Below are 12,016 nucleotides of genomic sequence, written 5' to 3' on the forward strand. Positions count from 1 at the left end.
AAAAGTATCTTTAATACCTCCTAATTATAAAATAATCACACTATGAAAGCAATTAAACTTCTTCCCGTACTTTTCCTTTTCATATTAGGTGCCTGTAGCTCTGTGAGAGTGAATGCCGATTATGATAAAAATGCCGATTTTACGCAATACAAAACCTATGCCTTTCATAAAAACGGCATAGATAAAGTACAAATATCTGAATTTGATAAAAAACGAATTCTGCGTGCCATCGATAATGAATTGGGCAAAATGGGAATGACAAAAAGTGAGAATCCAGATCTTTTAATCAACATTATGACTAAAGAAAGAGAAAAGCTAGAAGTGAACCAGTTCAATGCTGGATTTGGTTATGGTTGGGGATTTGGTTGGAATCCTTACATGTGGGGCGGACGCAATTACGTAAGCTCATCGACAGAAGGAACCTTATACATCGACCTGATTGATGCCAAGAAAAAAGAATTAATTTGGGAAGGTGAAGGCGTAGGATATTTAACCGAAAATCGTGATAGAAAAGAGCAAGTAATCAACGAATTTGTTGCTAAAATTCTAGCACAGTTTCCTCCAAAACAATAAAAAAACAAGACTTTTTACTAGAAATGGCCTACCTTTGCGTAGGCTTTTTTTATACCCAATTATGATAACACAAGCAGATATATCCACACTCGATGATATTAAATTATTAGTTGATACTTTTTATGACAAAGTTCAAAAAGACGACTTTATAGGCCCTATATTTAATAACAAAATAGGCAACCGCTGGCCAGAGCATTTAGAAAAAATGTACCATTTTTGGCAAACTATTTTATTGGAAGTCCATTCTTATTCTGGCAGCCCTTTTCCACCACACAAACATTTACCCGTAGACAAAGAACATTTTGACCGATGGATGAAAATTTTTGTAGCTACAGTAGATACTTTATTTGAAGGGCCAATTGCCGATGAAGCTAAATTACGTGCTAAAAACATGGCCGAAATGTTTAATTATAAAATCAACTATTTTAGAGACGCAGCCAAAAATAACTAGTCTTTAAACTAAAAACAATACCTCATGCGTAAATTACTCCTTGCTTTTTTAGCTTTCGCGATCATCTCTTGTTCTAGCATTAAACCTGCAACGACAGCAAACCAAAATCCAACATTAAGATACATCAACACAATTGAAGTGCCTTTTAATCAAGAATTCAAAAATACCGTTGTAGGCGGATTGTCAAGTGTAGATTATGATGCTAAAAATGATTTATATTATTTTATTTGCGATGATCGATCCGTTTATAATGATGCGCGTTTCTATACCGCCAAAATTCAATTGACTGCAGACACCTTAAACCATATTGCTTTTCAAAATGTAGTTTCTTTAAAAAATGAGGCTGGTCAAAAATACGCAAACTGGGAAAAATATCCTGATAGCTCTATAGATCCTGAAGAGATGCGTTATAACCCAAAAACAAAATCAGTAGTTTGGAGTAGTGAAGGCGCTAGAGTAATTGCCAAAGATTTTGCGGTTGTTCAAAATCCGTCTTTGCAGTATGCAAAACTAAACGGAGATTACAGTAACGCATTTGAATTACCCAGTAACCTCAACATGCAAAAAGAGGAAAAAGGGCCACGTAGCAATGGGGTGCTTGAGGGAATTACTTTCAACAAAGATTACAGTGTTGTTTACACTAACGTTGAAGAACCTTTATACGAAGACGACACTGAAGCAACAACAACTAAAGGTGGCTTAATCCGTATCTTTAAATTTGATGCTAAATCACGAAAAAACACCGCCCAATACGCCTACCTTTTAGACCCTATTGCTCATGAACCCAACCCACACACTGGCTTTGCCGTAAACGGAATATCGTCGATTCAATTTTATGATGACAATCATTTATTCGTTTTAGAGCGTTCGTATTCCGTAGGAAAACAAGCGTGCACCATAAAATTGTATTTATGCGATTTATCGAAAGCGACTGATATAAAAAACATAGATTCATTACAAAATCAAGAATTCACTGTCGCTCCTAAAAAATTAATTTTGAATATGGACGATTTAGGAATTTTTACAGACAATATAGAAGGAATTACTTTTGGTCCTAAATTAGCCAATGGCAAGCAGTCATTACTTTTTGTGACTGATAACAATTTCTCTGACAAACAAAAAACGCAAGTATTGCTTTTTGAAATAGAGTAATTTACCTTTATAAATAACATTAGAGATCCGCAACCGTTTTGTTGCGGATTTTTTTTCACTTTGTCATTGCGACGAAAGAAGCAATCTCACTCAGCATTTCGGTTCCAATAGTTTATTTATTGTAAATTTTTAGCTTGATTGCTTTGCTTCATCATTGGCAATTACTTGCAATTACTTTGAGTGTATAATTATCTAATCCTACCTTTTACCACCACTCCCTAGCCGCGATTGCAATGAAAAGCTTTTTATGCAAGCCGTTTTTTGGTTTTTCTAGTTTATAAAAAGCGACCGCAGGAAGCTCTTTTAGAAACTTTAGAAAAACAAACGGCTCAATAAAAACTTGTAATGAAAAGCGGGAAATAGCTTCTATAATTCGTACTTTTGTAGCTCACCACTACAACGTTTTAGATATGAATGCAACTATTGAAAGTAATCCCTTATTAGACCGATTACCCAAACATTTAAAGCAATTTATTAAAGCTCAAGATTATAGCGATTACACGCCTATTAATCAGGCAGTTTGGCGCTATGTAATGCGTAAAAATGTAGATTATCTTTCGCGAGTAGCACATAGTTCGTATTTAGAGGGCTTGAAAAAAACCGGAATTCAGATTGATAATATCCCCAGTATGTATGGTATGAACCGCATTTTGACCGAAATAGGTTGGGCTGCTGTTGCTGTGGATGGCTTTATTCCGCCTAATGCATTCATGGAGTTTCAGGCGTATAACGTTTTAGTGATTGCATCAGATATTCGTCAACTCGAACATATAGAATACACGCCTGCTCCCGATATTATTCACGAGGGTGCTGGGCACGCGCCTATTATTGCCAATCCTGAATATGCGGAATATCTTCGCCGTTTTGGAGAGATAGGTTGCAAGGCGATTTCGTCAAGCAAGGATTACGAGATGTACGAGGCAATTCGACTTTTATCGATTGTAAAAGAGGCCGAAGGAACGCCACAAGCGACGATTGACGCTGCTGAAAAAGCAGTGGAGGACTTGCAAAACAATATGGGAGAATTATCTGAAATGGCTCAAATACGTAACCTGCACTGGTGGACCGTGGAATACGGTTTGATTGGTACGGTTGAAGATCCTAAAATTTATGGTGCTGGATTACTTTCATCTATAGGAGAAAGTGCGCACTGCATGACGCAAGAAGTAAGAAAAATACCTTACGATATATCGGCGGCTTACCAAAGTTTTGATATTACAAAACTACAGCCACAACTGTATGTAACTCCTACTTTTGCTTATTTGAATTTGGTTTTAGAGGAATTTGCTAATAAAATGGCTTTGCGCACTGGTGGTTTGTCTGGAATTGAGAAATTGATTAATTCAGCTGCTCTTGGAACGATTGAATTGAGTACTGGATTGCAAATTTCGGGTGTTTTCACCAATGTGATTGCACATGAAGGCAAACCAATTTACATACAATCGACCGGAAAAACAGCGCTCGCTTCACGCGAAAAAGAATTGGTAGGGCACGGAACTTTGACGCATCCTGAAGGTTTTGGTAGTCCGATTGGGAAACTAAAAGGCATCAACTTAGCTATAGAAGACATGAGTCCGAAAGACTTGCTTGCTTATGATATACTTGAATCTAAAACGGTAAGATTAGAGTTTGAAGGAGGAGTTGTTGTTGAGGGCGAAATCGTAACGGGTTCTAGAAACTTACAGGGTGAAATTATCTTGATTCGTTTTAAAAATTGTACCGTTACCCATGGAGAAACGATTTTGTTCCAACCGGAATGGGGCGTTTATGACATGGCTGTGGGTAAAAAAGTAGTTTCGGCTTTCTCTGGACCCGCTGATGTGAATAGTTTTGACTTGATTACACACATGCCTTCTAGCACGACAATAAAAGCACAACAAAGCGCAGAACGTGATGATCTGGAGGTTTTGTATCAATCTGTTCGAATGATTAGAGAGAGTAAAGACACCACATCTTCCTTGGTTGTGATTTTTGGAGATCTGCAACAAAACCATCCAAAAGATTGGTTGCTTTCTGTAGAAATCGCCGAACTGCTACAGGAACGCAACGATATGTTTTTAATGGAAGAAGTTGTTGCTTATCTCGAAACACAAAAACTAAAAAGACCCGAAGTAGCGCATTTAATTTGTGGTGGACTAGATTTAATTTTTGAAAAAGCCAACGCATAATAAGACCGATTGATTCGCTAATTGATGTGAATTGAATAAATATAAAAACCGCAAATTTGCTAAATAGTTTAGCCAATTTGCGGTTTTTAATTTTAAAAATATCCTAAGAAAATAAAAAACAGTTCATATAGCGTTAAACTATTTACAACTTAATTTGTTGATCTAGCTCTTTATCATTTGCAATAACTTTCCCTTCATATTTTAACGTCCAACCTAAATTTTTGGTCGTAATTAATAATTGTGACAATTCACTTATTAAGCGATTTTGAGCATTGGATTTTAAAGTAGACCCTTCAATCTTCTTCGCTAGATTCGCTTTTACTGATTTGTTGATTTTGTTGTAATCATCACCCGTAAATGGATTCAACTTGCTTTGTTCTACATCGTAGAATTTAATATCTGGATTGATTTTTATTTCTTCTTTTGGAATATAAACGATCGAAATTGTTTTATTCGCTTCATCAATATCGTATTTCATTTTATGTAAATCGTAAGCTACCGTTACATCAGCATTGACAACTACTAAGGCTTTTTTGTCAAAACTCACCATCCCCATCAAGTATTTCTCTTGATTTTTATAGGTAATTACTTCAGAGAAATGTCCTTCGGTTACAATAAGCTTTCCTACGTTCAGGATTTGCTGCTGAATCAAGCCAGCGCTGTCTATAGTTGTAGCATCGTCTGCTTTCTTGAAATCACAAAATTTGAACAGCAAGAATACTGTTCCTATCAAACCTATAAAAATAAAAAATCGCTTTAACATAATTAAAATTTCATAAATGAATATTGTGAAACCACTTTAGCTATTTTAACTTTTAAGTTGGCTTCAAATTTTTGATGACTTTCCGATGCTGGATTGAAAGGTCGGTGTTGCAATGATTTCTGAATTGTTGCTACCGATTCCATCGTTTCATGAGCAGCCTCAGCAATAGTTGTTGCTCCAAATCGCTCCCAAATATAATCAATAGCTACTTGATTGGGATGCAACATGTCTGCATTATAAAAGCGATAATCACGAAGTTCATCCATCATGATTTCATAACTAGGAAAATAACTCATGTTTGACGAAAGTCGAAAGTCAAAAGTAGCGTGTAGTGCACTTATTAAATGTGACTTGCTCAACTGATTTTCGACAAAACCATCTTTGATATGGCGTACTGGTGAAACTGTGAAAATAAATTGAATTGCCGGATTAATAGATTGTACTAGCTGTATGGTATTTGCAATACTTTCCTGAATTGTTTGTATTGAAAGTACCTCTTTACTAAATTCTTTTTGCGGTATTTTGTGACAATTTGCAACTATTTCTTGGTTTTCATTGGAGCGATACACCCACGAAGTCCCGTAAGTAATAATGATGTGTGATGCTTCTTGTAAATACTGGTTAGTAAAATCAATTAATCTGTTTAACGAAATTAAAAAAGCAGCTTTATCAGGATTTGAAAGTTCCGAATGTATCTCGAAACAATGCCACATATTGCTGTGGAAGAAAATATCTTTCTCAGTAAAATATATTTTATTAACTGCCCTATCCACTAATTTCTCTATCGAAACTGGGTTAAATATAATTCCAAACGGATTACATGTATTTTGAAACTTAAAGTAGTCTAATTTAGCCGACATATTTTCGGCAAAGCAAGAACCCAAAGACACCATCTTTGCGTCATAATCAATAGGATTATAACTCTTAGAAATGGGTATTTGGGTTCTGAATTGCATATTTTTTTTTACTAGTAGAAAAATACGGTCTTTAAAGAACCCGATTTTCCATTATTTGGAACAACATCGTCTGTATTTTGCTCAGTAGGATAATTTTCATTATCGTATTTATAACTATTGATATACAACAAAGCCGAAGACACTATTTGATCTCCATCTTTACTTTCATCAGCTATAGTCGTTATAATCACATTATTTTTTGATGCCCTTTCATTGTTATCTAATAACTTACTGTAATTTACTATCGCTGCAAAGGGATTATTTTTAGTATCATACTGAAATTCATACGTTTTAGTTTCTACAACCCCCATAACCGACAGTTCTGAAATCCGGATATCTTTTACCAAGTTGGCGGCCTTAAAAAACAACTGTCCATGATATTCTTTAGTTTCTTTTAAATCAGTACCTATTCGATACTTTTCATAAGCCACTACGCCGTCATTCCCGTGAATATAGCTAACGATATAACTAGCAGACTTAGCCTCAATTAATTGCTCATTTTCATAGCGATAATAAACGGTTTCTATCAACTGAGAAGCTTTATTTAAAATGGTCTTTTTTTTAATTAAATCGTCAGTGTAGGTAAAAGTTGTTTTAAAATTTACCTCATCTATACTTTCTATTTTATTGTCCTGATAAGTAAAAAGAGTCGGTTCTTCTTTTCCGTTTTCTGCTGTTTCAACCAATCTCTTTACCAGTTTACCACCCTGTTCCTTATCTCCTGAACAGGAAATAAGGGCAACTAAAAAAACGATTAAATATCCAAACCTACAGCTCCCTTTTTTCATACTTATACTTACCAATAGTCCTATTTGTATTGCGAAACTACAAAATAAAAAAGACCGTTATTGACGCTAAAAGATTTTATTTTATTTCAAAAAATCTTTTGCTTTCACCAATGCCTCTGGAATTCCCTCTGCTTTTTTTCCACCAGCAGTTGCAAAGAATGGTTGCCCACCTCCTCCACCTTGAATGAATTTACCTAATTCACGCACAACAAGTCCCGCGTTTAGATTTTTATCTGCCACTAATTCTTTTGAAATATAACAGCTCAACATTGGTTTTCCTTCTTCGGCTGTAGCCAAAACTAAAAACATGTTATTTCCTAATGTTCCTAATTCGTAAGCCAAATCTTTAGCTCCTTCAGGATTTAAGTCTACTTGTTTTGCCAAGAACTGAATTCCGTTGATTTCTTGGATTTCTTTAGCCAAGTCGCCTTTCATGTTTTTAGCCTTGTCTTTCAACAAGCTTTCTAATTGTTTTTTCAATTTTGCGTTATCGTCTTGTAGCGCCACTACTGCTTTTAAAGCGTCTTGTGGGTTTTTAAGAGAAATTTTAATTTCGCTTAACAATTCTTCTTGCGTAGCATAAAACTTCTTCACCGCATCAGAAGTTATCGCTTCAATACGACGAATTCCTGCTGCAACTGCTCCTTCAGATACAATCTTGAAAGACCAAATTTCAGCGGTATTGTTTACGTGGATTCCTCCGCACAATTCCATGCTGTCGCCAAATTTTATTGCACGAACAGAATCTCCATATTTCTCACCAAATAAAGCCATAGCACCTTCTGCTACCGCTTGCGCGAAAGGAATGTCTCTGCGCTCAATTAACGGCAATTGTTCCTGAATTCTTGCATTAACAAAATCTTCGACTTGCTTTAATTCTTCATCAGTTACTTTAGCAAAATGCGAAAAGTCAAAACGCAGGTTATTTGGCGTTACCAATGACCCTTTTTGCTCTACGTGCGTTCCTAAAACGGTACGTAAAGCCAAATGCATCAAGTGTGTTGCCGAGTGATTCTTAGCAGATGCTGCTCTTAAATCAGTATTTACTTTTGCTACAAAACTTGCATTTACATTTTCAGGTAACTGCTTCGCTAGTAACAATATTAAGTTATTCTCTTTTTTAGTGTCTATAATTTGGATGGTCTCATTTGCCGAAACCAATGTTCCTTTGTCTCCTACTTGCCCTCCTCCCTCTGGATAAAACGGACTCTTATCAACAACGATTTGGTACAAAACACCATCTTTCTTAGAATCTACTTTTCTAATACGAGTGATTTTTACATCCGCTTCGGTTTTATCGTACCCTACAAATGTTTCTACGTTTCCAGGAACTAATACAGACCAATCTTCAGTTGAAACTTCAGATGCTGCGCGAGAACGTGCTTTTTGTTCTTGCATTGCTACATCAAATCCAGCCTCGTCTAACGCTAATCCTCTTTCTCTTAAAATCAAGGCTGTTAAATCTTTTGGAAAACCAAAAGTATCATAAAGCTCAAAAGCTTTCGCTCCGGCTACTTCTTTACCTTTTGTTTCGCTAATTACATTTTCAAGCAATTGCAATCCTTGATCTAATGTTCTTAAGAAAGAAGCTTCTTCCTCCCGAATTACATTAGTCACTAAGTTTTGTTGCGATTTTATTTCTGGGAAAAATTCGCCCATTTGATCTGCTAGAACAGCAACCAACTTATAAATAAAAGGTTCTTTAGTATCTAAAAATGTGAATCCGTAACGAATAGCACGACGCAATATACGACGAATCACATAACCCGCACCTGTATTAGATGGCAATTGACCATCGGCAATAGCAAAAGCCACCGCACGTACGTGATCTACAATGACACGAATTGCGATATTGGTTTTATCTTGCTCCTCCGAAATGTTCTTAATCTCGTTAGAAGTATATTTTAATCCTGTAATCTCTTCAACTTTAGCGATAAGCGGTGTAAAAACATCGGTGTCGTAATTTGAAGTTACGTTTTGAATTGCCATACACAAGCGCTCAAATCCCATTCCAGTATCTACGTGTTGTGCTGGTAATTTTTCAAGAGAACCATCGGCTTTACGGTTGAATTCCATAAATACGTTGTTCCAAATCTCCACTACTTGAGGATGATCTGCATTTACCAAACTTGCTCCACTTACTGCAGCTCTTTCTTCATTGGTACGTAAATCGATATGAATTTCAGAACAAGGTCCGCATGGTCCTTGATCTCCCATTTCCCAGAAATTGTCTTTTTTGTTTCCAAGGATAATATGGTCTTCGGGAACAAATTGTTTCCAGATATCAAATGCTTCTTGGTCAAAAGGAACGTTCTCTTCTTCATTTCCTTCAAAAACAGAAACATACAAACGGTCTTTGTCTAGTTTCAATACTTCGGTTAAGAATTCCCATGCGAACGGCAACGCTTCTTTTTTGAAATAATCACCAAAAGACCAGTTCCCTAACATTTCAAACATGGTGTGGTGGTAGGTATCAAAACCTACATCTTCTAGATCATTATGTTTTCCTGAAACACGAAGACATTTTTGCGTATCGGCAATTCTATTGCTTTTTGGCGTGGCATTCCCTAGAAAATATTCTTTGAATTGGGCCATCCCTGAGTTATTGAACATCAAGGTTGGATCATCTTTAAGAACAATTGGTGCAGAGGGAACAATTAAATGTCCTTTGCTTTGAAAAAAATCTAGAAATTGTTTACGTACGTCTTGTGATTTCATTATTTTGATTTAAAAATTTAAAGATTGAATAATTTAAAAATTTTAGTGGTTTGATCCATTTAATTTTTTTCATTATTTAATCTTTGTACACTCATACCTTGCCCCAGATAGCAGTGAAAAGCTTTGAAGTTTTGAAATCTATTTTTTTCTTGTGGTGGCAGAGCGACCGGAGGAAGCTCCTGCCAGCGCAGTAGAAAAAATGATTTCAAGACGAGAACTTGAAACGAATAGCTGGAATAGGCACATTAATATATTTATTACTAAAAAAAGGCGATAACAAATGAAACATTTCTTAAATTTGTTGTTCTAACCTTTTTATAAGGTGCAAAAATAGGGTATTTTAAAATATGGCGAAAGTAAAATATTATTACGATTCTGAAAATCTAGCATATCGGAAAATTAAAACTAAGAAAAGAAGGAAATTTGGTTTCATAGCCTTGTTTTTACTGGCTTCAGTGCTTTTTGGTTTTATTAGTTTTGTGGTTTTATTGAACACTCCGTACTTTAAAACACCAAAAGATTTGATTCAGGCGCGTGAAATTGAAAATTTGAAACTGAATTATGCCGTTTTGAATAAAAAAATGGACCAGCTAGACAATGTGATTACCGCTATTGAGGATCGCGATAATAATTTGTACCGAACGTATTTTAATACTACAGCTATTCCTGAGGAAGACAGAAAATCAGGGTATAGTAACAATAATCGTTACGCTGCATTAGAGGGTTATGATAATTCGCAGTTGGTTTTAAATACCACAAAAAGAGTGGATGTGTTATCTAAGGAGCTGGCGATTCAATCTAAATCTTTAGATTATATTTTAAAATTAGCGAAAGAAAAAAACAAATTATTGTCTGCCATTCCTGCCATTCAGCCAGTGAAAAATGAAAATTTGAAACGCATGGCATCTGGTTTTGGATACCGTACAGATCCGTTTACTAAAGCGCGTAAAATGCATGAAGGAATGGACTTTACAGCCAATACTGGCACTCCTATTTATGCTACTGGAGATGGAGTTGTTGCTCGTGCGGACAATACGGCATCAGGTTATGGAAACCACATTGTAATTAGGCATGGTTATGGATACGAAACACTGTATGCGCATTTAAGCAAATACAATTGTAGAGCTGGTCAAAAAATTAAACGTGGTGATGTTATAGGGTACATAGGGAGCACCGGAAGATCAGAGGGACCGCATTTACATTACGAGGTTCATAAAGACGGAAAAGTGGTGAATCCTCTTAATTTTTATTACGGAAATATATCAGCTGTGGAATATGTGGCCATTTCGCAACAAGCCAATCAAGAGAATCAGTCTTTAGACTAGTATTCAGGAATGAGTTAGTAGTAGCACTATTTATTTGAAAATAAAGTTTAAAAAAATTAAAATATAAAAAATGCATATTGAACTATCTAAAGACAAGAGGTATTATAGCATAGGTGAAATTGCTAAGGCATTTGATGTCAATGCCTCACTGATTCGTTTTTGGGATAGTGAATTTGATATTCTAAAGCCTAAGAAAAATGCTAAAGGAAATAGAATGTTTACTCCAGAAGATGTGACCAACCTGCAACTGATATATCATTTAGTTAAGGAAAGAGGTTTTACGCTTGAAGGAGCAAAAACACACTTGAAAGAAGGTCAGAAGAAAACACTGGATAAATTTGAAATTATCAGAAAATTAGAAACAGTACGAACACAGTTAACAAACATTAAGAATCAACTTTAAAAGTGGATTTAGATTATAATTTTAAAACCAAATATTAAACATTAAAAAAAATAAACATGAAAAGATTTTTGCCTTGGATTATTGTAGCCGTAGTTATTATTGGAATGTACAGCTGGATTAAAGGAATTAACAATACTGCTGTAGAATTAAACCAAAATGTAGAACAATCTTGGGGAGATGTACAAACAGCTTACCAAAGACGTAATGACCTAATAGGAAACTTAGTAAACACCGTAAAAGGAGCTGCTGAATTTGAAAAAAGCACATTGACAGCGGTTATTGAGGCTCGTGCCAAAGCTACGCAAGTAACTATTGACCCATCAAACATTACTCCTGAACAATTACAAGCATTCAACTCAGCTCAAAGTGGTGTTAGTAGCTCTCTATCCCGTTTATTAGTAAGCGTAGAGCGTTATCCTGATCTAAAAGCAAATCAAAACTTCTTGAAATTACAAGACGAATTAGCAAGTACCGAAAATCAAATATTGACTTCTAGAACTCGTTTTAATGAAGCAGTTAGACCTTATAATACTCACATCAAAACATTCCCAAATAGCATGTTTGCAGGAATGTTTGGATTTAAAGAAAAAGCTTATTTTAATGCTGTTGAAGGTGCTGATAAACCTGTAGAAGTAAAATTCTAAAACAACTCCATTAAAAAGGATTTTAAAATAAACCATTAAGAAATTTAGATTATTAAGAAATAATGAATCTTGTTT

General features: G+C 35.4%; 11 protein-coding genes. 7 read left to right on the forward strand and 4 right to left on the reverse strand.

Annotated elements, in window-relative coordinates; translation table 11 throughout:
• Positions 1–42 precede the first annotated feature (42 nt).
• From HNP99_RS00280 to HNP99_RS00295, 4 genes are all read left to right on the forward strand, one after another.
• Positions 43–573: a DUF4136 domain-containing protein gene (locus HNP99_RS00280; RefSeq protein ID WP_173850173.1), complete on the forward strand. Its 531-nt coding sequence runs from the start codon at positions 43–45 to the stop codon at positions 571–573.
• A gap of 61 nt (positions 574–634) precedes the next feature.
• Positions 635–1,024 carry a group III truncated hemoglobin gene (locus HNP99_RS00285; RefSeq protein WP_173850174.1) on the forward strand — a complete coding sequence of 130 codons (390 nt, stop codon included), beginning with the start codon at positions 635–637 and terminating at the stop codon, positions 1,022–1,024.
• A 24-nt stretch (positions 1,025–1,048) separates the two neighbouring features.
• Positions 1,049–2,176: an esterase-like activity of phytase family protein gene (locus HNP99_RS00290; RefSeq protein ID WP_173850175.1), complete on the forward strand. Its 1,128-nt coding sequence runs from the start codon at positions 1,049–1,051 to the stop codon at positions 2,174–2,176.
• Positions 2,177–2,586: 410 nt separating this feature from the next.
• On the forward strand, positions 2,587–4,344 hold the full coding sequence (locus HNP99_RS00295) for an aromatic amino acid hydroxylase (RefSeq protein WP_173850176.1): 1,758 nt from the start codon (positions 2,587–2,589) through the stop codon (positions 4,342–4,344).
• Between the two features lie 142 nt (positions 4,345–4,486).
• Here the strand turns inward: HNP99_RS00295 and HNP99_RS00300 are convergent, their stop codons facing one another.
• The 4 genes from HNP99_RS00300 to alaS form a co-directional block, all read right to left on the reverse strand.
• On the reverse strand, positions 4,487–5,107 hold the full coding sequence (locus HNP99_RS00300; RefSeq protein WP_173850177.1) for a DUF4230 domain-containing protein: 621 nt from the start codon (positions 5,105–5,107) through the stop codon (positions 4,487–4,489).
• Positions 5,108–5,109: 2 nt separating this feature from the next.
• A complete protein-coding gene (locus HNP99_RS00305; protein ID WP_173850178.1) occupies positions 5,110–6,063 on the reverse strand; it encodes a GSCFA domain-containing protein in 954 nt (317 codons plus the stop codon).
• Between the two features lie 11 nt (positions 6,064–6,074).
• Positions 6,075–6,851 carry a hypothetical protein gene (locus HNP99_RS00310; RefSeq protein WP_173850179.1) on the reverse strand — a complete coding sequence of 259 codons (777 nt, stop codon included), beginning with the start codon at positions 6,849–6,851 and terminating at the stop codon, positions 6,075–6,077.
• Positions 6,852–6,932: 81 nt separating this feature from the next.
• Positions 6,933–9,569: an alanine--tRNA ligase gene (alaS, locus tag HNP99_RS00315; RefSeq protein WP_173850180.1), complete on the reverse strand. Its 2,637-nt coding sequence runs from the start codon at positions 9,567–9,569 to the stop codon at positions 6,933–6,935.
• Between the two features lie 347 nt (positions 9,570–9,916).
• Here alaS and HNP99_RS00320 point away from each other — a divergent pair, with 347 nt between their 5' ends.
• The 3 genes from HNP99_RS00320 to HNP99_RS00330 all read left to right on the forward strand — a co-directional run bounded on the left by HNP99_RS00320 (position 9,917) and on the right by HNP99_RS00330 (position 11,941).
• A complete protein-coding gene (locus HNP99_RS00320) occupies positions 9,917–10,894 on the forward strand; it encodes a M23 family metallopeptidase (RefSeq protein ID WP_173850181.1) in 978 nt (325 codons plus the stop codon).
• 70 nt (positions 10,895–10,964) lie between these two features.
• Complete coding sequence (locus HNP99_RS00325) at positions 10,965–11,297, forward strand: MerR family transcriptional regulator (protein WP_173850182.1); 333 nt, start codon at positions 10,965–10,967, stop codon at positions 11,295–11,297.
• Between the two features lie 56 nt (positions 11,298–11,353).
• Positions 11,354–11,941, forward strand: coding sequence for a LemA family protein (locus HNP99_RS00330; protein ID WP_173850183.1), 588 nt, complete (start codon positions 11,354–11,356; stop codon positions 11,939–11,941).
• The last annotated feature ends 75 nt before the right edge of the window (positions 11,942–12,016 follow it).

This window comes from Flavobacterium gelidicaeli, from assembly GCF_013294005.1.
GTDB lineage: Bacteria > Bacteroidota > Bacteroidia > Flavobacteriales > Flavobacteriaceae > Flavobacterium.

Excerpts from the sequence above, each read along its gene's own strand:
- HNP99_RS00280 (WP_173850173.1), top strand. The coding sequence starts at position 43 with ATGAAAGCAATTAAACTTCTTCCCGTACTTTTCCTTTTCATATTAGGT.
- HNP99_RS00285 (WP_173850174.1), top strand. The coding sequence starts at position 635 with ATGATAACACAAGCAGATATATCCACACTCGATGATATTAAATTATTA.
- HNP99_RS00290 (WP_173850175.1), top strand. The coding sequence starts at position 1,049 with ATGCGTAAATTACTCCTTGCTTTTTTAGCTTTCGCGATCATCTCTTGT.
- HNP99_RS00295 (WP_173850176.1), top strand. The coding sequence starts at position 2,587 with ATGAATGCAACTATTGAAAGTAATCCCTTATTAGACCGATTACCCAAA.
- HNP99_RS00300 (WP_173850177.1), bottom strand. The coding sequence starts at position 5,107 with ATGTTAAAGCGATTTTTTATTTTTATAGGTTTGATAGGAACAGTATTC.
- HNP99_RS00305 (WP_173850178.1), bottom strand. The coding sequence starts at position 6,063 with ATGCAATTCAGAACCCAAATACCCATTTCTAAGAGTTATAATCCTATT.
- HNP99_RS00310 (WP_173850179.1), bottom strand. The coding sequence starts at position 6,851 with ATGAAAAAAGGGAGCTGTAGGTTTGGATATTTAATCGTTTTTTTAGTT.
- alaS (WP_173850180.1), bottom strand. The coding sequence starts at position 9,569 with ATGAAATCACAAGACGTACGTAAACAATTTCTAGATTTTTTTCAAAGC.
- HNP99_RS00320 (WP_173850181.1), top strand. The coding sequence starts at position 9,917 with ATGGCGAAAGTAAAATATTATTACGATTCTGAAAATCTAGCATATCGG.
- HNP99_RS00325 (WP_173850182.1), top strand. The coding sequence starts at position 10,965 with ATGCATATTGAACTATCTAAAGACAAGAGGTATTATAGCATAGGTGAA.
- HNP99_RS00330 (WP_173850183.1), top strand. The coding sequence starts at position 11,354 with ATGAAAAGATTTTTGCCTTGGATTATTGTAGCCGTAGTTATTATTGGA.